This is a genomic window from Sorangium sp. So ce426 (genome assembly GCF_051475585.1).
In the GTDB taxonomy this organism is placed as follows: Bacteria; Myxococcota_A; Polyangia; order Polyangiales; family Polyangiaceae; genus Sorangium; species Sorangium cellulosum_B.
On sequence record NZ_CP150341.1, the window covers coordinates 5984671 to 6011396 of the forward strand.

The following is a 26726-nucleotide window of genomic DNA, read 5'->3' on the forward strand; positions in this document are numbered from 1 at the left end:
AGTCACCCTTCCTCCACGCCGAGGAGCTTGCAGGCGCGCGGCAGATCGTGGAGCAGAGTGTGCGTATCGAGGGCCACAACCGGCGTCATGGTGGCCTGTGCTTCCTCGATCGCTCGCGCCCCGACGACGTCGGCGTCGACGAGCGGGTGGTGGACGTCGACCCAGAGCTCGCCTCCGGCCAGGTCGAGTCGGAGGGGCACCGGCGCCATCGTGGAGGCCCCGAGCTCGAACCGTACGCCACGCAGCGAGAGCAGCTCGGTGAGCGGAAGGAGCGCGGAAAGCGCCTCTTCGGCGGACACGGAGGGTACGGCGCCCTCGAGCAGATACTCGAGCAGCGCGATGCCCAGCCTGCGATCGAGCGAACCGTGCACGGTCTGGTTATTGTAATGACGAAGGCAGCGGTGGCACGACGAGGTGCAATCGCAGCCGCCGAGAAGTTGCCTCGCCTCCTCGAGAATGGCCCCGAGATTTCTGCGGACCTGATGGGTGTAGCCGGCGCCGCCGGGGAGCAGATCGTAGAGGTAGAGGTCCGCCTCGCGCGTGACGTCGCCGGGAACGGGGTTCCAGTTGCCGGCGAGCTCGCCCTCGTCGATCTGCAGGATGCGCGACGCCGCGAGGCAAAGGGCCTCGACCAGCGAGGTCAACGCCATCCGCCCCGCGCGGCCCGAGCGCGGCGCATCGACGGCGCATTTCATGGGTGAGGCGAGCGTGAGCCGCAGGAGGAGCACGTCCGTCGGGAACTGGTGGCCCATGTAGAACGGTCCGGCGACGGTCCCCGTGCACTGGCCGCCCTCCTCGATGGGGTGCGTGTGCACCTTGGCGCGACCATCCTTGCCCACCAGACGAGGCGTCGTGAACCCCGGGCCGAAGACCGGCTCCGCCGACCCGCACGCGGGGCACACGTGAAAGCCGCGGTCCCCGACGCCCTTGTTCACCACGACCATCGTCTCGGGCCGCGCGAGGAGTCTGATCCGTCCGTCGAAGCGCACCTCGTCCCATCGCCTCACGGTCTGCACCTCGAGTTTCGCGGGCGTCGACATCCCCGCGTAGCTGATCGCCCCACCGCGATCGATATCGCGCTCCTTGTTCACGTCGGGCGCGAAGCCCTCGGGCCGGATAAAATCGAGCGTCGCGAGCTGGGGCTCGCGGCACACCGGGCAAGCTGGGAGCGTGCGCGCCGCAGCGTCCAGCGTCATGTACCCGCACGACTTGCAGGCGCTGTACGCGTTCGCCCGGGCGAGGACGTCGCGTACCCCGGGTGGATAGGGGGAGTAGAGCGCGGCCGACTCGAACCGGAACTTGTCAATCGTGAGGGTTCGTCCCGGTGCATACTCGGAGAGCGCGATCTGGAGATCGCGCTGCGGGCTGTAATCGAAGCGACGCTTGTAGGTCTTCGCGCCGGGGCGCCGCCGCTCCGGTACCCAGAACGAGACGGTGTCCGTCGGGAACGCGTACCGGGGCAGGATGGCGCGGTCGATGAGCGTCTGCAAAAGGTGCTCATCGAGCTGCATCTCGAGGCCGGTGCGCTGCGCGTCGTCGAGCCCCTCCACGCGCGCCAGATCGACCGGCAGATCATGCTCTAGCCTCTGCACCAGCCGCTCGATCGCGCCGTCGATCACGCCCTCCGCGTGCGTCTTCTTCCCGAACCCATGGCTATACGATGGGATCCATGCGCGCAGATCAGCGAGGAGCCGGGCGCGATTGCCATGCAGCCAGGCGACGAGGCGCTCGAGCGAGCAAGCCTCGCCCGAGGTGAGGAAATCGCGGACCGTGCCGAGGGACGCGAAGAGCTGATAGGAGTGGCCGCTCGCGGCGACCGTCTCGTGGAAGAAGGCCTGCACGAGGAACGCATGCACATGCCGCTCGAGCACCTTCTGGTTCTCGATGTAGACGACCGGAGGACGGACCTCGCCGGAGATAATGCGCTCCGGATGCTCGTAATACCAGGCGTCGTGCGAGCCACCGTGGGCATAGGTGATCACGGAGGCGATCGTGCGGCCGCGCCGCCCGGCGCGCCCGGCCCGCTGCTGGTAGTTGGCCACGTGCGGCGGCACGTTCCGCAGCGCGACGCCGGTGAGGGCGCCGATGTCGATGCCGACTTCCATCGTCGTCGTGCAGCTCAGGACGTCGATCGGAGGCTCGCCCTCGACCCGTACGTCCTGGAAGCGCAGCTCGTACTTCTCCGTGGTGGAGAACGCATCATCATCGTTCAGATTGGAGAGCTGCGCCGAGTGCTCCTCGGTCGTCAGCCCGAAGGGCTCGCGGGAGTCGCCCTGCAGGGCGCGATGCACCTGGTCCCGGTAAAACCCGTACCGCGCGTCGAGGTACAGCGCGTCATCCTCGACCACCATCCGGCCGAGGCAGTCGGTGCAGCGGCCGCGGATCTCGTGCACGTCGAGCCGGCTGCAGCTCGTGCAGCGCGACCAGCGCTCGTCGGTGCGCGGACGCAGGACGAGCAGGTTGGGCTGGAGGTAATAAGCGTCGTTCATCAGGACGAGGAATCCCTTGCTCCTGACGAGCGAGACGAACCACGCGGCCACCTTCTTCGCGTTCTCCTCGCCCACGGTGGCGTGCATCCACTCGCCGAAGCGGATGGGGATGAGGTCATTCTTCGCGTCGAGCCGGATGCCCTCGGGCCGCTCCCAGGGCTCTCCGAGCTGGCTCAAGCTGGCCCCGGGCGGCAAGAAGCATTTGCGCTCGAGCTGGGCGCGGAGCCAGGCACGAAAGAGGCCCCGGACCTCCCCGGCGGACAGGCCCACGTCCGGGAAGTCATTGAAGAGGTAGCCCAGGGCGGGCTCCTCCTCGACTGTCGCGAGCCCCATGGCCTGGAGCGAGAAGTACCTGTCGGTGAGCTCGGCGAAGAGGCTCTTCGCATACGAGAGCGTGGCCTGGATGATGTTCTGGGCCGCGTGCTCGAGGAGCGTCTCGAGCGGCAACGACCGCGCCTGCGCGAGGTAGGCGTGGAACTCGCCCTCGTCCGCGGCAGGGAACAGATCGATCCCCCGCCGCGTGCAGACGCGGAGCAGCGCGGGAAACATGCTGCCGATGCGCGGCGATCTCCCGATCGTCTCGAGCTCGCGCGCCGCGAGCAGGAGCACCTGACGGAAAGCGTCGCGCGAGTGGCTCATCTCGAGCGCGGGCGCGAGGCGCGCGGCCCGCTGGCGTCCGTCGCTGAAAACCAGCACCTTGCGTCCCTCGTTGGGCAGGTGGGGGTCGCGCTTCTGCGGCGGCTGCTCGGCGAATTGTGCCTCGATGAGCGCGGTGAACGGCTGTTCGCCGCGGGTGCGCAGGTCCGTGATGAAGGCCCGGCGCAGCACGGTGAGGGGCAGACCGGGGGGCTGGCAGAGCGGGCAACGCGTGAACTCCGGCTTGCGGCGCCCGGTCTCCCTGTCGCGAGGGAGCCAGATGCGCCGCAACCGGGGGTCATTGGCGTCGCTCGCCGGGACGATGTGGCCCGTGGCGAGCTGGATCGCGGCCTCCTCCACGCCCTCCTCGTTCCGGGGGTGGGTGGGGAGGATCTCGATGGTCTCCAGCTCGCCATCGAGCTCGCCCCAGAGGAACCGGGCGGAGGCAGCCTGGCCCTTCGGCACCCGGGCGAGCAGGTACGCTCCGCCGCAGGTGCGGCACGAGGCGAGCTCGAAGACGCGGGCGCCGCAGGCGTCGCACTGGGTTCGCGGGGTCGCGAAGAGCTTGCCGAGCGGCGCCTCTTCGCCTGGGCGCTCCTGCCGCCCGCAGCAGCGCGGGTCGATGCAGGCGTAGATACCCGCGAGGCCGCGAAACATCATGTGAATGCGCGTCGGCAAGAGGCTCGCCCCCGTGGGCGAGCGCCGCGCCAGCGTCCCGAGCGAGAGGAGCACCTCGGTGGCCTTCCGCGCGACAGGGCTCTCCGGAAAGAGCGCGCTCGAGAGCTCGCCGAGCGGCCTCGCCCGCTCCGAGGTCAACGCGAGCGCCTGGTTCAACCACGGGCGCCCCTCGAGGGCGCGAACCAGGCGTGCGGGGATCTCGGCAGACGAAGGCCGCGATTGCGTATCGCCGAGATGCCGGAGGATCGGCTCCACCGCGTCGACGAGCGCGTCAGGGCCAGCATCGCCTTGCAGGGCCGGCAGATGCACGCGCGCGAGGACCTCGGCGAGCGCAGGATCCCCTGGCGCGGCCGGCGAGGGCTGCTCGCGCACGCCGAATACGACCTCGAAATGCTCGGGCGGCTTTCCCGTGAGATCCGCGGCGAACCGGCGCGCCGTCTCCTGCGCGTCCCCGCCACCGAGCGAGGCGCTGGTGCAGATGACTCGGACCTTCTCCGGCTTGTCGATGACGCCCAGGCGCGCGAAGAGCCGCCGGAGCAAGAAGGCCACCTCGGCGCCCTTGGCGCCCCGGTACATGTGCGCCTCGTCGAGGACCAGCAGGAGGCTCGCGCCAGGCTGCTCCAGCCAGCGCCGCGTCTCGTCGAAGATGGGCCGCTCGAAGGGACGCATGAGCATGTACTCGAGCATCGAGTAGTTGGTGACGAGCACATCGGGCGCCCCGCCGCGCCCCGTCTCGGGATCGTGCACCATCTCGTGCCGGGTGAGCAGCTCGCGATCATCGCGCCCGGTCTGCAGCCGCTCGGGCCAGTTGTGCTTCGTGTAGGGCTGGCCCTTCTTCTTTCCGGTCTTGTAGGTCGCCTTCTCGGCGCGCTCGGCGGCAAGGAATGCACGCAGATCCTTGGCCGGAAAGCGGCCGAGCTTCTTCAGCTCGAGGGCCAGATCCGCGGGCATCTCGAGGTATTTCTTGAGGAGCGGCTCGACGCTCGCCCCATCCTTGCCGGGATTGCGCGGTCCCGGATAAGGCGTGCGTCCGGTGTACATGCCAAACAGGGGGTGGCGGCGGCCCGGCCCGAGCTCGCGGAACTGGTGCATCACCGCCGTACTCCCGAGGAGCAGGCGCAGGCGCGAGATCTGGTCGTTCACGAGCGCGTTCATCGGGTAGAGGATCAGGCCCCGCACGGCCCGCGTCGCGAAGCTCTCGGGGCGCGCGGTCGCCTCCTCGTAGAGGCGCGCGAGCAGGGGAACGAGGAAACATTCGGTCTTGCCCGACCCCGTGCCCGTCGCGACCACGAGATCCTTGCCGTCGACCAGAAAGGCGCGGAAGGCATGCTCCTGGTGCTTGTAGATCTCGGGGAAAAGCAGGCTCCTCTCGGGATCGTAGTCGGTCCTCGTTCGCGTCAGCCGATCGAGCAGCCCGGCGATCTCTGGGGGTAGGCCGAAATCGTCGTACGTGCCGCGGAAGACGTGGTAGCGCGGCGTGGTCTCGACGAAGGGCTCCTGCGAGAGGAGCGTGCCGCGATCGGTTTCATCGAGCAGCACGCGGCGCGCCTTGATGAGCGTGGCGTCGCTCAGGGGATAGGCGCTCTCGATATAACGTCGAAGTTGACCGCGGAGGCGGTGCGCGAGGCGGGTCGGGGTGTATTTCTCGTCGTCGTCGGTGCGCTCAAAGACAGCGAGCGGCGCCGCAGGCTGGGGAGGCTCCTGGGGTGGAGCTGGCTTTTGCCTCGTCTTGCGCGCCCCGGAGGGCTCGGCGTCGCCCACCCTGTCCAGCCATTCGCCGAGCGCGTCCGCGACGGGGCCCTCGACGCCCTGGAACGACTCGACCAGCGACTCGGGCTTCATTCCGGCGAACAGCGCATCAAGGAAGGCCGGGGTGATGGAGCGGACCCCCGCGAAATCGAAGACGTCGCCGGGTTTGAGCTTGCGATGGAGGAACTCCGCGTCCTCGACGTTGCAGAGGCCGCCGTCCTCCTCTGCATACTTGTTCATCCGGAAAACGGTCACGACGCCTCCTCGACGCTCCACCGCTCGCCCCCGAGGCGGGTGACGGCGATGTCCTCGCAGCCTTCGGGCTCGATCAGCATCAGGCCGCGCATGGCGCGGGTGCACGCGACGTAGAGGAGCCGGCGGTGGTGCCGCATGGCCTCCTCGAACGCGGAAGGCTCCTCGTAGTCGGCGGCGATCGGGTAGCTGCCCGGGTGCAGGCCAGAGACCACGACAATCGGAAACTCGAGCCCCTTCGATGAATGGAAAGTAAGAACCTTGATCGCCGGCGCCCCGAGATCGAGGTCGCGCCCCTCGAAGAAGCGCGCGGTGAGCCCCGCGGCCCTGAGCCCCCTGGCCATCGCCTCGCCGGTCGCCCTGTCCGGGACGAGCACCGCCGCCGCGTGCATCTGGATGCGCAGGTGACGGGCCATCTGCCGGATGAAATGCGCCGCCCAGTGGGCCTCGCGCGCGGGCGGCGCGCCGCGGAGCAGCACGGGCATGGGGCCCTCGTGAGGGCTCGTCGACGCGGGAAGCTCCTCGTCGGGCTCCGGCTCGAGGAGCGCAAACGCGGCCGTGTCGATCTCGACAGTCGAGCGATAGTTGCGCTGGAGAATGGCCGTCCGCCCCTTGAACATGAGCCGCGGATCCGCGCTGCTCCAGCCTGCGCCGCGCGAGTAGATCGACTGCTTGGAGTCCGCTGCGAAGAACAGCCCTTCGGGGCTCTTGGCGAGGTGCGCGAGCAGGCTCAGCGCCACCGGCGGCAAGTCCTGGGCCTCGTCGACGAGCACGTGATCGAAGCGCTGCACGTCGTCACGGGTGCGGGCCATCTCGGCCGCCTCACGGCGTAGCGCGCCGAATGTCTCGCCCCCCGAGGCCTGAAGCCTCGCCCGGAAGGCTTCGTAAAGCTCCCACACGGCGGCGCGCATCTTCGCGCCAAGCGCCACGCCGCGCCCGGGCCGCGGCGCCGCCTCGTACTCCTCCAGCGTGCGGAGCTCGCGCCCTTCGATGATCCACGTCATCTCGTCGAGCAGGTATCGATCGGAGATCCTGGCGAGGGCCCGAGCGCGGAGCTTGCGCTCGAACATCGTGGGCCCTGCGGGCAGGAAATTTTCGCGCACGGCGGCGAGGACGGAGAGCGGGTCCGTCTCGATGCGCTCGACACGGCGCCGCCGGGACACGATCTCGCGGGCCAGCTCGTCGCACGTGGCAATGCGCACGCGCTCCATCTCGGCCGGCGTGAGGATCTGCTCGAGAAGCTGGCGGCTCGCGCTCTGCAAGGCGCGCGTGTACGTGGTGAAGAGCGCGGTCTCCTTCCCGGTCGCATGCGGTTGCCTGAGCACGGCCCGCAAGCGGTAAAGGGCCACGGTGCTCTTGCCCGTCCCCGCGCCGCCCCGCACCATCGTGGGCCCTTTCAGGGCCCAGGTCGTGAGCTTTTCCTGGTCCGGGTCGAGCCGGAGCAGGAACGAGAAAAGGGTGCCCTCCTTGAAGCGCAAGAGGTCGTGCGGGTCGTGGACCGCGAGGTCGGGCTGCTGCACGACCTCGCAGAGCGGCCTGGGAAAGAGGTTGTCGACCACACACTCGAGCACGTACCGCGGTACGTCCGCCGCGAGCAGCTCGTCCTCGGTGGTGCAGAGGAGCAGGGGCGGGTAGTGCCTTTGCGGGATGTGCAGGGAGGCAAGCCATGCAGGCGTGATCGGAAAAGGTAACTTCTTGCTTGGCGCGGGCGCGGGCGCGGCGGCAGCGAAGGCGAGAGGGGGCCTCTCCGAGGGAGTGTCCAGGACCTCCGCCTCTTGCTCCTCCCCGCGCGGCGGGAGAGCCCCCGGGGCCTCGGCGCCTATCGCAGCCGTCTTGTTGCCGTACGTGCTCGAATCGCGCCGGCGGATGGCAATCAGGCGGATCCACGTATCGCCGAAGCTGTAGAAGACGCGGTAGTCCCCGACGCGCAGGCGACAGAGGCCGCCTTTGCCTTTGAGCTTCTTCTTCAGCTTCCCGTCGGGGATCGGATCGTCGACGAGCGTGGCGAGCTTTTCCCAGAGCACCGCGGCCTGCTCGGACGGGAAGGCCTGGATCTCGTGGGCGCAGCTCGGCTTGATGTTGAGCTCTCGCCGATCTCTCACGGCTCCCTCCGCGCCTCCTCGACGGCGGCACCGAGCCGCTCCCGGAGGAGCACCGCGGCTTGCTCGAACGCACCTTCGTCCAGCAGAACGCGCCGCGGTTCGTCGAGCATCTCGCCCACCGCGGCGAGAAGGCGGTACTCGGCGGCTGGAAGGAGCACCGGCAGCGCGATCTCCTGCCCGCCATCCGTCCGCGTCGCGTCGAAGCGCACTGGTAGGCCTGCGGCCGCGTCGACGGCGAACATCGTGCGCCTGGCCTCGTCGCCCGTGAGGGGGACGAAGGCTCTTTTGTCTCCGGAGGTGCGCGCCCATGCGTACGCGGACCATCCGCCTGTCTGGCGCGCGCGGACGAGCGCGGGCTCGTCGCCGAGCGGCACCCTCTTCCACCGCGCCGCCCGCGAGGCGTCCTCCCCCTTGGGCTGATAAATCCCGAGGTCGTCCCAGGAGAGGGCGCTCGCCCGGTCCTCGAAGCGCGAAGCCGCATCGAGCCGCGCCGCGAGCTCGCCCAGCCAGCGATCATGGGGCGCCGAGCGATCAAGACCCGCCCAGCGAGCGACGTCGATCACGCGCCCGCTACGCTCTTCGACCCACGCTTGCACGGCTTGATCTTCGGAAACAGAGAGCCGCCGGGGGAGCCCTGCCATGTGCCCGATGCTGCTCATCTCGCTCGAGGGCAGCGTCCCCACGAGGAGCCAGCGCCCTGCGCTCACGCGCACGCCCCGAAGCGGCGCGCAGGCCACCTCTCCGCCAGGACCGGCGCTGAGGTCACCGATCGCTTCGAGCGTGCGTACGATCTCCCCGATTCGTTCCGCTGTGACGCCGAAGAGCGAGAGCAGCTTCTCGACCCGCTGCACGAGCACCCAGCGCAGCGTCTGTCCGAGCGCGAAGAGCTCCGCGCGGGTCACATCCGCGATGACCTCGGTCCCGCGGTCGGGATGGCCGCCGTAGCGGTCGGCGACCCGTCTTGCGTACGAATCGGGTGTGAGGACCTCGAAGCGCATCGTCATATCCATGAGCTCAGGCGTGGAATCGCGAAAGGAACGCCTCGAAGAGCGCGCCGGTGCCGTCCTCGACCGCGTCCCGGAGCGCGAGCGGCGCCGCCGCGAAGGCTCGACCCCGCTCCCAGAGCGCCCACGAAAGACCGTCGGTCAGGATGGCCCGCACGAACCCGTCGCGCCGGCCCAGTCTGGAGGCGAGGTCGCGCGCCGTATCCCTGGCCGTCGAAACCAGATCGACCCCGCGCCGCCCGAGAATCAGGGCGGCGGGCCGCTCCACGGTGATGCGTTCGTCCTCCCGAACCGTCGCCTCCAGTGCGAAGACCGCAAAGCCGCGGGCTCCGCCTGCGTCGTCCAGCATGGGCGCGATCTCGCGCACCTGATAGCCGAGGACGGAGCACACGGGGTCGATCCAGATCGTCCGGAGAAGGGAGAGATCGGGCTCCTCCGCGACGGCCGAGCCCCGCTCCGCGAGGAGCGCGCGGAGTTTTTCCCGGAGATGTTCCGGGGAGAGACGCTGCGTATGTCGCAGGGTGACGGCCCCCAGGTCGCCGAAATCGAGATGCAGATCCCCGATGCGCTCCGTCTCGCGTTCCGCCTGGATCGCCGCGAGCAGGTCCTCGGCGGGTACCTCGCCGCGCCCATTGGCGAAGAGCGGCGGCAAGATCCTCGAGCGCGCGCCTTCCCAGCGTGCGCCGATGCGCCAGAGCGGCGGGGCATGAATGCGCAGGCGTGACGCATCGAGGTGGCCGAGATCGAGATCCAGGCTCACCGCGCCTTCGACGGCTATCGACTCGCCGTCGAGCTCCAAGGAAACCCTCGCGCCGGCGATCCCCGGGGTGCGACCTGCCTGCTCGTCCACCTCGAAGAAGAGCCGCTCCGGCTCGCGCGTCTTGTCGAGGCTAAGCACATCCAGCGCGTAACGGCCGGGGACGAGCGGCCCGAGCTCGACCAGGTGGTCGTTGCCCGGTGGCAGGGGGAAACGCGTCTGCCCGTGGGGCCCGGCCAGAAAGAGCACAAGCGCACCCGGCTCCTTCGTTTCGACGCCGGCCACACGCACGATCGGCGCGTCCTCGGGGCGAAAGCAGGCGTAGCGCTCGCCGCCTCGTCCGAGGCGGTACTCCCGCGCGGCGATGCCGGCGAAGCTCACGTCGAGCGCCGTCTGGGCCACCGCGAGGCCCATGCGCACGAGCCGCGCCGCGAGCTCGGTGGGCACCGGCGTTGGCAGCGTGATCTCGACGCGCCGCCACGGTGCGGGCGTGGCAGGGACGTCCACGGCGGCGAACCCCTCGACCGGGAGCTCGGGCGGGATCACGAGCCGATAGGAGCGACCGGGCGAGAGCACGGCGCCCACGAGGAGCTGGCCTGCCCCGGCGGCGTCGAGGCGGAATGCGCTCGCACGGCTGGCCTGGAGACCGGGCAGCTCGAGGGCCTTGAGCTCCTCGCCCAGGTCCTCGTCGAACGCGCCCGCAGACCACGCGTACTTCTCGGTCGAAGGGCGGACCCGCGTGCGACACGTGCCGCTGCGCAGGTTCGACGCGAGCACCGTGACCCTACGCTCCCCGGTTACGAGATCGAGCGTCTTGACGAACTGCGGGAGCCCGACGAGAGCGGTTGTCACGACGTACAGGTCGTCGTCGAGCTCGAGCGACGCCGTCCACGCGCTCGCCTCCGGCTTGCGCTCCGAGGCGGGCGAGGGGGCGAAGAAGGAGGCGATCGAGGCCTCCTGCCGCTTGTGAATCTGCGCGGTGGCATCAGGCGAGCTGAGGTCCCGCGGCGTCGGGCCTTGCGGAAGAGTCACCTCGCGGACGAACAGCGGGTCCGCGAGGAGGGAGAGGGTTTGCGCCTGCGGGTACGGGACCGGACGGGTGCCAGGCGGGAAGAAGAGCGGAGGGGACGGCTCCACCGGCGGAGGCGCCGGTGGGGTCTCAGCGACCGGCATGGCGAGGGGCCGCGAGATCTGTGGCTTACCGGCCTGCGCCCGCGCCTTGAGCTTGGGGTACTCCTTCAAGAGCTCAAGCGCCTGCCTGGTGAGCACATCAATCTCGACGTCGCTCGGCGCCGCGCCTACCTCGGCGAGAGCCTCCTCGACCTCGTCCGGGCCGCCGATGACGTTGAGCAGCTTGTTCAGTGCATTGATACGGCGGAGCCCATCGAGCCCGCGCGCCCGCGCGACGCGGGCGAGCAGCCGCAGCGCCTCCGCGCTCCATGCGGCGAGCGTCCTCTCCGCGGCGGGGCTCATCGCGCCTCGTAGACCCTGAGGACCTCGTCACCGTAATGGTTGATGACCTTGACCGCGATGAGCCCGGAGGAGGGCGGATCGAAGGGCCGGCTCTTCGTGGTGTAGAGCGAGGCCCAGGTGTCCTCGTCGATCTCGGCCTTGAGCGCGCGCTTGAGCTTCTCGTAAGGGTCGTTGGCGCCGGTGAAGTAGGCGTGTCGCACGAAGAAGCTATCGCCGCTGTAATCCGTGTCGATGAACCAGCAGGCGATGTCGTCGGTCGTGTGGCTGCGGATCTCGCCGGTCGTGGGGTCGTAGACGTCGAGGCCCTTGATCTCGGCGACGAGCTTGCCGTCCTTCGTCTTCTGGAGCGAGATATCCGGCTCGCCGAAGACCATGAACAGGTTGCCTGCTCCGGTCTTCTTGAGGAGCTCGTCCCCCATGGCGAGGTCGGGGTTCATGCGGGAGAGCAGGACCGTGATCGACTTCTGCGCAGGGCTGCCCTTCGGCGAGGGGGGCGGGTTGCTTCCGTTTTTCGGAGAGAACTCCCTGGCGGCCTCGTAGGCGAGCGCGTCGAAGGCGAAACCGCAGACGACGGCGAGGTCGAAGTGCTTGAGGGCCTCCTTGGCGGCGCCGCGGACCTGCTCGGGGCTGACGGTGCCGTGCTCGGGGCCGATGGAGATGGCGGCGCGGCGGATGGCGCCGGACTTGTGGGTGAACTCGCCTTCGGCCTGGATCCACTTGCCGGGGAAGGGGTTCAGGCGGTCGAAGAGGAGGCGCTCGTTCTTGATGGTGTTCTGGACGCCGGCCTTCTTGAGGTTGTCGAGGATGGTGGTGATGAAGGTGCTCGCATTGGCGCCGGCGGTCTGCGACTTGGGGACCGGGATGCTCGCGTCGAGCATGCGGTGGGGGGAGAGGCTCTCGACGGTGAAGGGGCCGGAGACGCGGATGCGCTTGGGGTCCTCGTGGGGCTGGTCGTAGAGGATCTCGCTCTCGGCTCGGCGGGAAATCGAGGCGTCGATTTCTTTTTGCCGGGCGCGGCGGAGCTGCCACCATTCGGCGTGAGCGGCCTTGGCTTCGGTGGGCCAGGAGGCGTCGGCGTCGCGGGGGATCTCCCACTCCTCCCACTTCTGCTTGAGGAGCTTGTTCAGCTTGGCGCGGAGAGGAGCGAGTTGATCCTCGAAACGGGCACAGGTAGCGTCGATCTCCTCGTTATTGGCGATCGATCCGAGCGTCACGTGCGGGATTTGCTGGTACACGAACCCGTTTCGCACGTCGCCGCTACTCTCGCGCTGCACGGGTTCGACGCTATCCGCAAGAATGAAATATGGGAACTCTGCGGCAACCAGCCTGCTCCTTGCCAGCGCGATGGCCACTCGGCTCGTGTCGATGGTGATCCATCGGCGGCCCCACCGCTCGGAGACAAACGCTGTCGTTCCACTGCCGCACGTCGGGTCGAGCACGAGATCGCCAGGATCCGTAGTCATCAGCACACACCGCTCAATCACCTTCGTGTGTGTCTGAACGACGTACGTCTTGTCTGATTCGCCAGCTGTGTCGCTCCAGCTGCTTGTCATTCTCATTACTGGGTAATCGTCATTGAAGATGACGTACCGGATCGTTTTCCCGCTGTCACTTATTCGACCCGCTTTGGATAGCCGGACCATTCCCTGTCGAGTAGTCTTCCAGCTCTTTCCGGAACTCGTACGGTACGATTCGCCGTTGTACTCGAAGTCAAACGTGCACGAGGAAGTGTAGCCGGAGGAAACGAGGTTCTCGACGGCGTACACCCTGCTTCCCTGTGGGAGCGTCTCTGGGTTTTGCCGCTCGTTGCTCGTCAGACCGCGCCGTGTCCCATCCGTTAGCTGTACGCTCGTATACCTTGATTTGTCGCCGGTCTCTCTTGGCACGTAAAGTACACGGTACTTGTATGCCTCGATGTCCTTGGCATACCAGATGATATAATCGTTGATACTCGCGAGGCCGCTCGACGTCAGCGGAACCGAGGTTCGGTACGAGATGATCGAAGCAAAGTTCTTGCTGCCGAACACCTCGTCGAGTAGGCATCTAACGAGATGCATGTTCTGATCGCCGATCTGAACGAATATACTCCCACTCTCGGAGAGCATTTCACGCGCAATCGTCAGTCTGTCACGCAAGTAGGCAAGATACGAGTGAATGCCGAGTTCCCATGTATCTCGGAATGCTTTGACCTGCTCTGGTTGCCGGACTAGATCTTCGACTTTCCCGTCCTTGACCTCGCGCTTGCGCGTCGACACCTGCCAGTTCGATCCAAACTCGATTCCGTAGGGCGGGTCCAAATAGATCATCTGGACCTTCCCCTTGAGCCCCTCCTTATGAGCAAGTGACGTCATGACGACCAGCGAATCCCCGAGGATCATCCGGTTCGTCCACCGCTCGTCGTGCTTGTAGAAATCGATCTGCTCCTCGAAGTCCCTCTGTTGCCCGAACGTACCGAAGAGGCCGAGCTGTGGCTTTTTCCCCTCCATCCGCGCCCGCAGGTCCTCAATGAGCGCCTTCGGCTCGATCTTCTCCTGGATGTAGATCGGCACCACCGGCACCGCGAGCTCCTTCCGATCCTGCTCGTCCTTCCCATTCCAGACGAGCTGCGGATCCAGCGTCGGGTCCCTTGGATAGAGCATCTCCTGCGGGGTCTCCTCCTCGTCCGCGACGAGCTCCCCCATCTCGCGGGTCGGGATGTTCTTGCGCGTGTCCTTGTGCACGAGCGCGTCGATCGGCGTCTCGGTCGTGGAGGTCGTGCTGCCGCTCTTCTTGCGTCCCGCCATGATCAGCTCTTTCCTGCCGTCGCCAGGCGCCCGAGCGCCCTTCGAATGACGTCCTTCGCGTTCCACGGGTCCGTGACCTCGACGAACGCCCACAACCCGTGCCCCCCGTCGTTGTTCACCGCGGGTACCCAGAGCTTCTGGGCCGTCTCCACCTTGGCGGCCTTGTCCTGCTCCCGCTGCCCCGTCACCTCCAGGACCAGGTGCAGCGGCCCGAGCGCCTCGTGCCGCACCTCGGCGATGAAATCGGGGTGATACCGCCGCTCGATCCCATCGATCGTGTACGGGATCGTGAAGCCGAGGTTATGGTTCTTCGCGTACGACTCGACCTCGTCCATGTCCTCGAGCGCCTGAGCCACCTTCTGCTCCCAGCTCTCTGTGTCTGCAACGACGTGGGAGATGTGGCACTTGTCCTCGCGCGTGAGGTACGTCGGCCGCGCCGTGACGAAGTCCACCCCGTCCGTCGTGCCCACGGCCCCGTCCGGATGGAAGACCGGCAAGACGTGCGCCTCGCCGTCGTGCGCGGTCACGATCGACCGGTAGATCTTGTCCGCCGCGTTGCTCCCGTACTGCGAGAGCAAGAGGAGCTGCGGGAACGTGTCGTCGCTCAGCGTCACGCACTCCGTGAGCCAGTGCTTCGCGATCGCCAGCACCTGCGGGAAGAGCCAGCTCTGCAGCGAGCCGTCCTTCTCCCGGAAATAACGCTGCAGGACGTGCCGGCCCAGCCAGAACGCGACCTCCTGCGCGCGGTGCGCGCGCAGGTGATCGAGCGAGTGGATCACGCGCTCGCCCATGATCGAGGACATCTCCGTCTGCGTCGGCGTGTCCCGCGTCGTGAGCACGAGCCGCGCCTCGGGACCGAACCTCGCCTCGAGCCGCTCCGTCGGGAGCTCGAACCGGTAGCCGATCACCCGCGGGAACTGCACCCGCCGCGAGGCGCGCTCCCGCAGCGCGCGTACGTGCGTCCGCGGGTTGTCCTCCGGCAACGGCGTCGTCCCGTCCGTCATCGGGATGAACCGGAACGGCACGCCGAAGACCTCGGCGTACTCCGGCGTGAACATCCCGTCCTTGTCGGGCTGGTAGCTCATGCGCCGCAGGCCCCGGCCGATCACCTGCTCGCAGAGGAGCTGCGTCGTGAACGCCCGGACCCCGAGGATGTGCGTCACCGTGTTGGTGTCCCACCCCTCGGTCAGCATCGAGACCGACACCACGCAGCGCACGCCCTCGCCGAGCTTGCCGGGTTTGCCGACGGTGTTCATCACCTCGCGCAGGAGATCGCCGTCCGTTAGCGCCTCCGCGTCGCGCCCGGGGTGCATGCGCCGGTGCTCGCGCTTGAAGTCCTCGATCTCCTTGGCCGCGATGCGCTTGAACTCGTCGCTCATCGCCCCGCCCGCATCGAGCTCCGCGCTGTCGACCAGGATGGTGTTGGGCCGCGGGAGCCACCTTCCCTCCTTGACGTTGCTGAAGAGCGCGAACCGCCCAGGGACGGGGATCTTGCTGTCCCCGGGGCCGGGTTTCTCGAAGCCGGCGATGTACTGGTAGACGAGCTGCGACACGGCCGTGTTGTTGCAGACCACGATGAACACCGGCGGCGTCGAGGCGCTGTGCGGCCCGCGCGTCTTCTCCCAGCGGCGGAAGAGGGCCTCGTAGTTCGAGTAGAGGCTCTCGAGCGCGCCCTCGAGCTCCTTGGGGAGCACCGGGTCGCGGCCGTCGGCGTCCTTGCCCGCGCGCTTCTTCGGCAGCGCGTCGCGCACGTGCGGCCAGAGCTCGCGGTAGATCGGCTGCTCGCTCTTCAGCGAGTTGTCCGAGACAGGCACGCGCGGCACCTTCACCACGCCGGCCTCGATCGCGTCGACGAGCGCGAAGTCCGAGACCACCCACGGAAAGAGCGTGCCCTCCTGGTAGCCCGAGCCGCGCAGGAAGAAGGGCGTGGCCGAGAGGTCGAAGACGGCTGGGACGCGCTGCTTGCCCCGGCCTCCCTCGGGCGCGCGCGCGGCGTCCTTGCGGCCGAAGTGGCGGTGGACGTGCTCGAGCCCGGTGATCCAGATGCGCGCTTCTTCCTCGCGCGCCTCGACTTCCTTGCGCTCGTCGCCGGTGATCTTTTCGTCGTTCGGCTTACCGCGGTAGCAGTGGTGCGCCTCGTCGTTGAGGACGATGACGTCGTGGCGCGGATCGAGCCCGCCGCAGACCCTGCGCACCATCTCGGCGGGCGTCTCCTGGAACGGACTGGGGACGCCGGCCTTCTGCAGGATCTCCTTCGTGAGCTTGGGCGCCTCGAGCTTCTCGCGGAGCTGGAAGGCGTGGTAGTTCGTCACGACGATCCGGAGCTGCCCTAGCTGCTCGCGCAGGTCGGCCGGGACGAGATCGAGCGCCCGGTAGTAGTTGCCCGGGTCCTCGGGCAGGAGCACGCGCAGGCGGTCGCGGATGGTGATGCCGGGGGTGACGACCAGGAAGTTCGTCGAGAAGCGCCTGTCCTCGGGGTTCGCCAGCTTGTTGAGGCCCTGCCACGCGATGAGCATGGCCATGACCACGGTCTTGCCGCTGCCGGTGGCCATCTTGAAGGCGAGCCGGAAAAGGAGCGGGTTGTGGGCCGTCTGGGCGCGCCCGAGGATGTCCTCGCCGAAGCGATCCTTCAGGGGACCGGCCGCCTCCAGCAGGTAGATGGCCGTCTCGACAGCCTCGAGCTGGCAGAAGAAGAGCTTCTGCTCGCGCTCCTCGCGCCGCCAGTGCTCGAGCAGGTGCCGCGTGCGGCGCTCGACGTGCATGTAGCCGCCCTGGCGCCACCGGGACACGCGGTCGCGCAGGCCGTTGACGAGGGCGATCTCCTCGCGCCGCTCCTGGAGGACCTCGCCGATGGTGAGCTGGGTGCTCTTCTTCGGCTGGGGGATGGGGATGAAGTAGCTGCTCGGGCGGCGGCCTTCGATGACCGTGTCGGTGATGCCCTCCGCGGTGAACGCGAAGTGCCGCGTGGGCTCGTGGAAGGGAGAGTTGAGGATGGGGTTCTGGATCAGCCCACGCCTACTGCTTGCCGTCGTCGCTCGCGTCACCCGCACCTGCCTCGCCGTTGCGCCGGACGAACATACCGCGCGCAGGACCTCCTGATCCACGCCGCGACAGAGGGGAGACGAGCCTCCGTTGGCGACGAGGGGTCCTGGAATGTCTGTCAGGGTTGTTCCAACGTCAACGGGACAAAAGTCCAGTACAGATGTCGGCGAGCATGCGCTCGGCCTATGGCCAGGTGAGGCCCTCGAAGGGATCGAGGAGCCAGCGGCTGAGGTAGAGGGGAACCGGGAAAAGCCGTGGCAAGGTTCTCGTGAAGGAGCTCGATGAACGCGCGCCTGCCGAGCTTGCGGCGGAAGCGCTGCCAGCGGGCGAAGTCCGGCTGGGTGAGGTGTCGATGACGGAGGCCGGCGGCCTTCAGGCGGGCGATCGAGCGAAGGGTGGTCTCGAGGAGGTTCACCGAGGTGGGCATCAACGGCGGTGACTGTCGCCGGATCCGAGGGGAGAGGCAACCCGGACGGTGCCGCACACGGGAGGACGCGGGAGGTACGCGAGGCCTTGACAGGGGCGGTGCGACTGCTCCAAGCTCAGGCCTGCGCCAGGGGTTGACTTGCAGGAGGAGCCATCCCTCCCCCCCTAGACGGTGCCGGTGGCGACCCTCTCCGAGGGGGGTCGGACAACAGAAGCCCTTGCTGTAGCCGCCGCCTCATTTACCGCGGGGGGTTGTGGTTCGCGTCGCGCCGTCACCGGCACGATGCAGCAGGGGTTTGCGCCGCCTCGCAGCGGCGGTCCGCGGCGAATGGTGGTTCGTCATGCAAAAGACGGAACTCGCGATGCTCCTGCGCGTCTCGAAGGGGGACGTGCTCAAGGTCGCGTTGCACATTTTTCAACACCAGAAGCTGACCGAGGACGATCACGAATTTCTCTACCAGCACATCCAGGCGTTGACCCCGGATTTCCTGATGGATTGGATTGCACGCAAGCCGCCGCGATCCGCGCCCATCGTGGAGGTGCTGTTCGCGCAGCTTCCCCAGGGCTGCCAGCTTGAATGGTTCGCGGCGAGCCTGGAAGGGTGGCCGGCCCGACTCGATCCGGAAGCGCTCGACGATGTGGCGGACCGGCTGCGGACCAGGGTGGATGCTGCGTGCTGGTGGGATATCGCCAGGCACCTCCGAGGGATGAGCCCGTTCTTCCACGGTGTGCTCGAGCGACCGGAGGATTGCCACATCGCGTCCTGGCTGTTTCCGCACCGGCGCGACGACATGGCTTGCCGCGAGGCGCTACGCGCCGCCGCGGCAAGCGGAGACAGAGAGCTCACCTCGCTCGACGTGCTAACGAAGATCGGGGAAGGTCCGGCATTCTACGACAGCACACGTCGAGACGCTGCTGGCGTGGAGGAGGGCGACGCGCAGTTGCCGGTCGTACCCGTGGACGCTGGCCCGCCGCAGGCCGCGCGGACGCTCCGGGGGCGCGCGAGCGTGGTGGCATGGCTCGAGTCGCGCCAGATGCTCGCGATCTTGAGCCCAGAGGACGCGCTGCCAGCCGAGGTGCCGTTCGAGATCTCGGACAAGCTGAGTCTAGGGTTGAGACTGGGGCCGAGCGAGGGGCGCTACCTGCTGACCCTGGCGCTGCACTGGCCTGGCGCTGCAGCGGAACGGATCCGGGCGAGGGCGTGGTATGTAGCACAGTTCCTGGCGGCCGCCCGCAGGGGCGTGCGCTGGAGCCACCTGGTGACGGAGCTCGTGGGTCCGTCTCATGGGTTCGAGTTCGAGGGGGTCTTCAAGGGCCACACGCGGGAGGACCGGGCGCTGGCGGCGGAGTTGCTCGACGAAATCGCGTGGGCGTCGCTCGACGGGCCGGTGGTTGCGCCCTGGCTGGCTCAGTCGGTGTACGCGGCGTTCCAGCGCGGCGAGCCCGATGCCTGGGAGCGCGCGTTCCGGTACCTGGACCGCTGCCTTTCCGATCCTGGCGTGCTGGATGTCGATCCGGCCGAGGAAGGCAGGCTGATGATAGCCTGCCGGAGCCTTACCGACGGCGAGTTCCAGTGGATGCAGGCCGGGGAGCTGGTCGGCTGGGTCCTGCTGTGGGCGCCGCTGCCTGAGGGCGCGGACGGGGCCTTCGAAGAACTCCTCTTCAGCTACATGGGGAAGGTCCCGACTCTCTTCAACGACGTGCCCATGCAGTTCGCGCGGCGCGTGTCGTTCCCGATCACGCCCGCGCGCGCTGCTCGGCTACTGGCCATGGTCCTCGAGAATCCGAACCTTTTGCGCGAGTTGCCGGCATCGAAGCTGAGCGAGGTGGCGGCTGCTGTTGACCCGCTGCCGCCGGATCGGCTGCCAGCGCCGGAGGTGCTCTTGGGGCCGTACCGCGAGGCGTCTATTGCGGACGCCATTGCGGCGTACCGACGCCTCGGCGGGGCCGCCGCCGACGCGCGGCTCCACGGCTGGGCGCAGGCGCCGCTGCGCTGGGAGCGCGAGGGGGCCGGCGAGAACGTGTTGGGGTACGAGCTGCCGGAGGCTCCAATCCTCGTGTCGCTCCAGCGTGCGCAGCTCGCGCCTGATCTTCTGCTCACCGAGGATCTGAAGCAGGAGCTCGCCGCTCGCAGTCGGGGTCTACCGGTGCTGCCGGCAGCGAGGGTGCATGCGCAGGCGCCCTGGCTGCTGGACGAGGCGACGCTCGTCGCGATCGCAGAAGCGCGAGCGGAGGAGCCCGGCGAGCACTGGTGCCGCTGGACCGACGAGGTGGATCTGCCTGCCAGCGTCGCGTCGGCGGTACGCCGGCGGGCGCGGGTCGTTGCGGACGGACGGGAGTTCCTGGCGCTCGCCCGCTGGCTCGCCAGGCACGGCGAGCACCCGGCCGATCTGGTGAGCCTGGCCCTGGACAGGATCGCGCAGCGCCCGATGGCGCATGACGGGATGGACGAGCTGATGAGGTGGCTGGCAACGGTGCTGTCGAGCCGGACCTTGTGGGAGCAGCACGGACCCCGTGTGATGGAGGTGCTCGTGCAGCAGAAGGCGTGGGCGGCCATCTACAAGTTGATGCGTGACAGCGCGCGTCAGCCGGACCCAGCGACGGGAGAGGCCGCATCGCGGCCCAAGCTCCTCGCCGCGATGCACGAGGCGCTGGCAGTGGTACTGCTGCGCCGGCTAAAGGCTGCGATCCAGGTCAGCGATGCGGAGACAGCATCCGCGGCGCTTCAGGCGCTGGTCGCGCTGCACCCGCCCTCGCGTTTGTCCCGCAAGCTTTACGAGCTGAAGGGGCTGCCTTCGCCCTCGCCAGAGGTCAGCGAGTTGCTCGCACTGAACCTGCGGCTGCTCCGTAAACGGACAACCGGAGAGGCTTCGCTCTCCGACATCGACGCCGCATTGTCGCTCCTCGCGGACACCAGCGCGGCTTGAATAGCCAGCGGGGAGAGAGCGCTCCGCCCCCGCAGGGATGACGCTCATCCCGCGTCGCGCTCCTCCGGTGGTAATGGGCAAAGATCGATGGCAACCTCCCGCAGCCAGAGGCAGAGCTTCGCTCGGTCCTCCTCCCCTACCCTGTCCAACCGGCGCGCGAGCGCGCGGACCAGCGCCTCTTGATCCGGCTGCCCCAGGGCATAGCGATACAGCGCCAGATCGGCCTCCAGCGCAGAGAGCCTCCCCGCCTGCTCCGAGAAGCTCGGCATGACCGCCGAGCGCAAGATCTCCGCGCCCTCCACCTGCCACCACGGCACCAGCCCGCCGGCCGACTCCTCAGCGCGAAGTCGCGCCGCCAGGCTGCGCCAGGGGCTGCGGTCGTGCGGCAGATCCACGATGCGTCCAGCCAGCGCCCGCCGCACGGCCAGACCCCCGTGGCGATCCACCCGCCCCTCGCGCTGCTCCAGGTCCACCGGGTTGCTGGGCAGGTCCCAGTGGACCACGTGCCGACAGTAGCGGTGGAAATCGAGGCCCTCCTGGCCGATGGACGTGGTGACGAGCGCCATCGGCCGGAACGGCGAGTTGAAGGCGTCGCGCACCCGGTCGCCGCGCATCGCCTGCTGCTCCTCGAGCGCTCCAGCGCCGAGACCGAACGGCAGCACGGCATGGCAGCGGAGCCGCATCGCCTTGCCACGCAACAGCGTGTGTACCTGCAGTCGTGCGCCGTGGTGGACGCCGAGCACCTCCCCGAGCTTCTCCAGCGCTTCGGCCTCACCCTCCTGGTGCACCTCGACCGCATCGACGCCCTGGAGGGTGATCAGGTACTCATCCAGGACCGCCTCGAGGTTGCCGCCCCAGACCGCCGCGCGCACGGCGTCAGCGTGCGACCGCCGCCCGCCCCCCTGCTTCAGCACGAGATGCCACTCGGGTCCGTCGAGGTACGTGCGCAGGGGCCCCAGGCTGATGCGACACACCGCATCGATGCGCTCCCCCTCGTTCTTCGCGCCACCGAACACCCTCCGTACGGCGCGGTACAGCGCCACGCCGGGCCCCGTGAGCGCCAGATCGGCGAGATCCTCCAGATCACCCGAGGAGGGCGATCCGGCCGGCGCCGCCGCGTCGAGCACCTGCCGCAAGGATCTGGATGCGCGCCCGTGCTCTTTGCCTTCCCTCGCGACCCAGGCCGCTGCTCCCTTGCGCAGCGCGCTCCAGCCGGCGCGGTTCCGCCGCTCCAGCGCGAGCGCCCACCCGAGCGGATCCCGCCGCGTGCGCGAGCGGTCCTCGCCGAGCTGCTCGACCAGCCGGGCGCGCACCTGCTCTCGTGCGGCGGCGTGGTCGAGCGTGCCGCTCGCGATCCCGTCTATGGCCAGCGGATCGCCGATCGCGGCGAGCGCCGGGAGCGGCAGGAACATCAGCAGCAGCCTGCGGTTGTGCCCGGACGATGTGCCGAAGGTGAAAGCCTCGGCGGGTAGCGGGCGCAGGCGACGCTTCCCGCGAGGGCGCCGGCCGGCCCTGACCGAGCGGGTCCGGAAGTAACCGTAACGCCTGCGCCCTGCCGCCCCGCCGAACGCGCGCCGCTCGGCCTCGTAGCTGAGCAGCGTCGCGAGCGCGCGAGGAATGGCGCGGAACCTCGAGAATACCAGGGCTTTCGTGGCGCTCGGGAAGTCGGCGAACGGCCGGGCGAGCGGCCACCACGGTCGCGACGGCGGCAACCAGGGGAGCTTGAGCAGGTCCGCGGGCAGCCGCTGGAGCAGGCCACGGAGCCTGGGATGAGCCCAGGCCTCATGGGTGTAATCGCCGACACGAGCGGGAACGAGGCGGGCCGTCTTCGCGAGACCGCCGGCGCGGCTCGGGTCGGCATGCTTGCTGGCGACGTAGTCGTTTCCCATCATCTGGAGCGGGTACGGGATCGAAGACCAGAACGCCTCGACGGCGTAGCGATCGTCGTCGCGGACGCTCTCCAGGAAATGCCTGAAGACGACGAGGTCCTGCACCGTGACCGGCGCCTCTGCCGTGCTGCGCGTCCTGCTGCGTCGGTCCTGCGCGGGCGGCGCGAGGAGTTCGCGCTCGGTGCGCGCCATCACGCGGCGGAGCCGCTGCTCGATGCGCCGCTTGGCCTCGAGGGCCCGCGCCGATCCGGGGGCGTCCCGGATCAAGGCGTCTCGGTAGGTGTCGAAATCGCGCTTCAGCTCGGCGAGGTGCTGGCCAGCCGTGTCGGCGAAGAGGAAGCGGAGGAGCTGGAAGAGCTCGTCGTGGTGCTGCCCGCCCTCGCGGAAGCGCGCAAACAGCCGGTAGGGCGTCGCCGAGAGCAGGAGGACCGCCGGGCGCCGGTCCTGTGTGTGACCGCCAGCAGCCTCCGGCGCGAGCATGGCGCGCAGGACGTGGTGCGCCTCCTCCTCGTGATCCCGCTCGTCCTCGTCCTCGTGGCCGTCCCCGCCCTCCTCGTCGTCGACGAGCACCTCGAAGAAGCGCTGGAATTCGTCGAAGATCACCAGGTCCGGCGCGACGACGTCGATGACCGCGAGGGTCATGGCCCGCCGCAGCCGCCCCAGCGTGTCGGTGAGAGACGCGTCGTCACCGTCTCGGAGCCGCTGCCTGACCGCGTCCGCCAGCGTCGAGGTCCATGCGTGCTCCTTCAGCCCGAGCTCGCGGCGCAAACGTCGCTTGAACGGCTCCAGGTACGCCTCGGCGTCGTCGGGCCAGGGATTGCTGTCCCACAGGCTTCTCCAGCGCTGCCCGACCGCTCCCTGCAGAGCGCCACGGAGCCACTCGGACTCACGCAGCCCGCAGATCTGCTGGAGCGCTCGGCCGATCAGCACACGTTCTTCCGCGCGACCGCGGCCCGTGGTCCTGATCGATGTGTCCGGCGTGAGCGAGTAAAGATGGAACGGGGCCGGCCCGGGGCGCGGCTGGCTCGGGACGAGGCCGAGGCGATCCACCTGAACCCGGGCTGCCTCCCGGTCCTGCTCGGGCAATACCTCGAGCAAACGCGCGGTGTTCTGGTGGGCGATGCCCAGGCTGGAGCAGACATAGAAAATGCGCGGAGGCGACGCGGGGCGGCGCATGAGCTCCTCGATGACCCCGCGGGCGACCAGCGTCTTTCCGAGGCCAACCTCATCAGCCACCAGGAAGCGGCGCGCTCCCGCCGGATCCCTGAGCGCCTGGACGGCCGCGGCGACCGTCGCCTTCTGGAACCGCTTGCACGTGGCGCCGAGCTTCACGAGTAGACCTCCTCGATCGCATGCCAGAGCGCCTGCAGCTCGGCGAGCCGGGGTTCCTCAGCGTCGGCCGCGGACAGGTACGCGGCGAGCGCGCGGCCGATCTCCGCCACCTTGGCGCGAGGATCGGGTGCTCTCGCCAGCGCCCGCAACAGGACCTCGACGCCCACGCCCGCCGCCCGATCGCCACCGGCATGATCCTGGTGCGCCAAGCGCGCCGATGCGCTGCGCTCTTCGCCGTCCATGCCGTCCGGTAGATCGTCGTCGAGGAGCCCGCGCAGGTACTCGAGGAACTGCTCCGGCGGCAGCGCGCTCCGGAGGAGGGCGCGATCGCGGGCATCCGGATCCAGGGCTGGCTCGATGCGCACGTGCTGGAGCCAGGCGCGCTCCTGCGCGTCAACGCCGCCGCCGGTGCGGAGGACGAAGAGGAGCAGGGTGCTTCGCTGCGTGAGCTCACAGCCGGCGAGCGTCATCGACGTCGCGCCCGGAGACCAGGCCCAGAGGTCCGCCGGGCGCGCCAGGCGGCCCACGCGGAGCTCGACATCGCGCGCGTCCGCCAGAAGAGGCGGGGTGTCCGCGGAGAGCTCCGCGCCTTCGGACGGTGTGCCCTCCCGCAGCGTGAAGGAGCGCGCAGCGATCCAGTGATGCCATCGGTCGAGCGCCTCCTCGTCCTGCTCCGGGCTGTGGCTGCGCTCCGGCAGGTGGTACTCGGCCGCGACCTGCTCCGACCAGGCCCAGAGCGCGTCGGCGAGGTCCACGCGCCCCTCGAGCAGCAACCAGGCCTCGACATTGGCGCCGAGCCACCCGCGGCCCGTGAGGTTGGCGCTGCCGATCAGGACCGAGCTCGTCCGAGACTTCCAGACCGCGATCGCCTTGGCGTGCAGCCCGCGCGCGTCCTCGAGCAGCTCGGGGTTCTCCGTCGAGGAGCCGTCCGCATCAGCTTCGTCCGGCGCCGCGCGGCGCGACGGCTCCTCGGACGCCGATGGCAGCGAGCGCAGGTCAAGGCGCTCCAGGTACCTCCGGCTCGAGGTCTTCTGTGCGACGCAGTTGAGATCCGCGGTGCCGGCCACGAGGCGTCGGTCCTCGGCGTTCTCGGAGAGCTTCGCCGCTGCCTCCGCCCCCTTGACGTCCAGGAACGGCGAGATCCAGAGCACGCCCTGCGCGCTCTCCAGCAACTCGGGCAAGATGGTCCCGTCCCAGGCACCGATGCGCTCCTCGCCGTGGAATCCGAACCGCATGAAGCGGACCTTTTCCGGGTGCTCCCATTCGACCTGATCCACGTCCGCGAAGCGGTCGGCAAAGGGCGCGAGGTCCGCGAGGCGGCACGCGAACCGGACGAAATCGCCAACGCCGCGCAGGTTGGCTTCGCGCGGCCCCCGTACATATCCCTGCAGCGCGACGCCGAGATCCCACGACAGATCGCGGGTTAGGTTGCGTGAGCCCACAACGAGCACGTAGCGGACTCCGTCCTCCTGCTGCGCCGCGCCGGGGTGTCGCGCGCGGATCTGCCGAACCAGCCAGACCTTCGGGTGGAAGGCGCCTTCGTTGAGCGGACGGTGCGCCATGCGCACGAAGCGGTCCAGCATCGGCAGGAGGGCTTCCTTCGTTCGTTCCGGCGCGTGGACGCATCCCTGCTGCGCCACGACGAAGACCCGCTCCGCGAGGCGCTGCATGGCGCGCAGGGCTGCGGTGAGCCCGAAATCCGCGTTATCCCGCGCGGTCCCGTCGAGGCTGACCAGCGCCGCGGCGCAGGTGACGAGGTCGAGCGAGTAGGTCGTACCGAGCGCGGCATCGGTGACGAAGCCGGGAGGTGGGCGGAGCCAGTCGAGGAGCGCGAGGCCCCCCATGGAGCGAACGCGCTGCTGCTCTTGATCAGACATCGGGCAAGCCCTCCTGGATGTCGCGGAGCATCCTGGAGACCATAGGCCAGCGATAGTTGATGTCCGCTACCCGGACCGTGCCCTGCCCAAAGCCCTCGCGACGCCCGCGACCGTCACGCCGGGGGAGCCTCGCCCGCGTGCGCTTGCGGTCCCATTCCAGGCCGGTGAACAGCTCCAGGGTGGTATTGTCGAGGAGCTTTGTGTGGACGCCCGAGGCGCGCCGGATGGTGCTCACACGCGCCTGCACGTGGGCCAGAAGCTCCGGAAGCCGCCCCGGAAGATGAATGTCGGCCATGAGCCCCTGCAGCGGCAGCTCGCACGCGCGGCGTACCGTCTCACCTTCGTCCTCCTCCCAGTAGCTCCGCAGGTATTCCCGGTAGTAGGCATGGTCATCGGGGAGAGGCAGGCGGCCCGCGGCCCGTAGATCCTGCTCCCGCAGCGCCTCGACGAGCGCGGCGTAGATCGCCCGCACCAGCTCGGCGAGGGCCGAGGCGCCGTCCGCCCGCTGGAGGGCCGCCACGGCCGACGCGGGATGGAGGTCGGGGCCGCTGTGATCGCGATCGAACACCTCGGCTGCCCGGCGCATGAAAGGGTCTCCCCAGACGGTCTTGGCGGTCGGCCGGAGACGCTTGCCGAGCAGGGCTGCGGCCACGCCGAGGAGGCAGGGAGGGCGGCGCTGGGCGAGGCGATCCCGGAGGAACTCCGCCTCGTGGGGCGCGAGCTGGAAGGAGACGTCGGCGTCCTCCTGCATCCACCATGCAGGCAAGGGAGGCACGTCGAACAGGCCGAGCGGCTGCTGATCGACGCGGTCCTCGCGCGTGTGCACGTCCTTGCGCTGAATGACCCGCGCTCGATCCCATCGAGCGAGGAGCTGTGCTCGCGGGATCCCCTCGTAGAGGCGATACTCGCGCAGCGCCGACCAGTAGGCGAAATCAGGCGGCTGGGCCGGCGGTGCCGGGTAGACCCTTCCGCCGATGATGCCCTCGTCGTTCTCCTCGGTGTGGGTGCGCAGGCGCCCGGTCAGCCACTGCTCCGTCTTCTCCTTGAGCTCGCGCACGCGTTCGGCCCGAGCTCGCGGGTTGCCCGCGAGCCCCAGGTAGATCCACGGAACGAAGAGCAGGTAGCGCGCCCGGGTGTGCAGTACGGAGGTGCCCGGAAAGAAGAGGTCGGCGTAACCCGTATGGATCGCGCCGACACCCATTTCGTCGAGCACGCTCTTGTCACGCAGCTCCAGCTCGGCACGCAGCTTGCGCAGCGCCGCGGGGGAGATGTCGATCCAGCCAGCGATGCTCTGTGGTGATGCCATGCCA

At 68.8% G+C, this 26726-nt stretch carries 11 protein-coding genes; 2 read left to right on the plus strand and 9 right to left on the minus strand.

The window, feature by feature from the left end; genetic code table 11:
• Nucleotides 1-2: 2 nt before the first annotated feature.
• From WMF44_RS22235 to WMF44_RS22260, 6 genes are read right to left on the minus strand one after another with little or no spacing between them, the layout of a single operon-like run.
• Entirely contained in the window at nt 3-5807 is a 5805-nt protein-coding gene (locus WMF44_RS22235) for a DEAD/DEAH box helicase (RefSeq protein ID WP_437301107.1), read from the minus strand.
• On the minus strand, nt 5804-7906 hold the full coding sequence (locus WMF44_RS22240; protein ID WP_437301108.1) for a UvrD-helicase domain-containing protein: 2103 nt from the start codon (nt 7904-7906) through the stop codon (nt 5804-5806). Before WMF44_RS22240 ends, WMF44_RS22235 begins: the two co-directional genes overlap by 4 nt.
• Nucleotides 7903-8904 (minus strand): hypothetical protein, encoded by a 1002-nt coding sequence (locus WMF44_RS22245; protein WP_437301109.1) that lies wholly within the window; start codon nt 8902-8904, stop codon nt 7903-7905. The genes WMF44_RS22240 and WMF44_RS22245 overlap by 4 nt, the downstream gene beginning before the upstream one ends.
• A gap of 16 nt (nt 8905-8920) precedes the next feature.
• Nucleotides 8921-11140, minus strand: a complete 2220-nt coding sequence (locus WMF44_RS22250; protein WP_437301110.1) for a hypothetical protein — start codon at nt 11138-11140, stop codon at nt 8921-8923.
• A complete protein-coding gene (locus tag WMF44_RS22255; RefSeq protein ID WP_437301111.1) occupies nt 11137-13923 on the minus strand; it encodes a site-specific DNA-methyltransferase in 2787 nt (928 codons plus the stop codon). The genes WMF44_RS22250 and WMF44_RS22255 overlap by 4 nt, the downstream gene beginning before the upstream one ends.
• Before the next feature lie 2 nt (nt 13924-13925).
• Nucleotides 13926-16967, minus strand: a complete 3042-nt coding sequence (locus WMF44_RS22260) for a BPTD_3080 family restriction endonuclease (protein WP_437301112.1) — start codon at nt 16965-16967, stop codon at nt 13926-13928.
• A gap of 266 nt (nt 16968-17233) precedes the next feature.
• On the opposite strand from WMF44_RS22260, the gene WMF44_RS22265 reads away from it, so the two are divergent.
• Both WMF44_RS22265 and WMF44_RS22270 read left to right on the plus strand, forming a co-directional pair.
• Entirely contained in the window at nt 17234-17404 is a 171-nt protein-coding gene (locus WMF44_RS22265) for a hypothetical protein (RefSeq protein WP_437301113.1), read from the plus strand.
• 328 nt (nt 17405-17732) lie between these two features.
• Nucleotides 17733-20318, plus strand: a complete 2586-nt coding sequence (locus tag WMF44_RS22270; RefSeq protein WP_437301114.1) for a hypothetical protein — start codon at nt 17733-17735, stop codon at nt 20316-20318.
• A 44-nt stretch (nt 20319-20362) separates the two neighbouring features.
• On the opposite strand, the gene WMF44_RS22275 is transcribed toward WMF44_RS22270, so the two are convergent.
• From WMF44_RS22275 to WMF44_RS22285, 3 genes are read right to left on the minus strand one after another with little or no spacing between them, the layout of a single operon-like run.
• Nucleotides 20363-23539, minus strand: coding sequence for a helicase-related protein (locus WMF44_RS22275; protein ID WP_437301115.1), 3177 nt, complete (start codon nt 23537-23539; stop codon nt 20363-20365).
• Nucleotides 23536-25416, minus strand: coding sequence for a hypothetical protein (locus tag WMF44_RS22280; RefSeq protein WP_437301116.1), 1881 nt, complete (start codon nt 25414-25416; stop codon nt 23536-23538). The genes WMF44_RS22275 and WMF44_RS22280 overlap by 4 nt, the downstream gene beginning before the upstream one ends.
• Nucleotides 25409-26722, minus strand: a complete 1314-nt coding sequence (locus WMF44_RS22285; protein ID WP_437301117.1) for a DUF6361 family protein — start codon at nt 26720-26722, stop codon at nt 25409-25411. Before WMF44_RS22285 ends, WMF44_RS22280 begins: the two co-directional genes overlap by 8 nt.
• Nucleotides 26723-26726 lie beyond the last annotated feature (4 nt).

Coding starts and splice junctions, on each gene's coding strand:
- WMF44_RS22245 (WP_437301109.1), bottom strand. CDS start 8,904: ATGCGCTTCGAGGTCCTCACACCCGATTCGTACGCAAGACGGGTCGCC.
- WMF44_RS22250 (WP_437301110.1), bottom strand. CDS start 11,140: ATGAGCCCCGCCGCGGAGAGGACGCTCGCCGCATGGAGCGCGGAGGCG.
- WMF44_RS22255 (WP_437301111.1), bottom strand. CDS start 13,923: ATGGCGGGACGCAAGAAGAGCGGCAGCACGACCTCCACGACCGAGACG.
- WMF44_RS22270 (WP_437301114.1), top strand. CDS start 17,733: ATGCAAAAGACGGAACTCGCGATGCTCCTGCGCGTCTCGAAGGGGGAC.
- WMF44_RS22280 (WP_437301116.1), bottom strand. CDS start 25,416: ATGTCTGATCAAGAGCAGCAGCGCGTTCGCTCCATGGGGGGCCTCGCG.
- WMF44_RS22285 (WP_437301117.1), bottom strand. CDS start 26,722: ATGGCATCACCACAGAGCATCGCTGGCTGGATCGACATCTCCCCCGCG.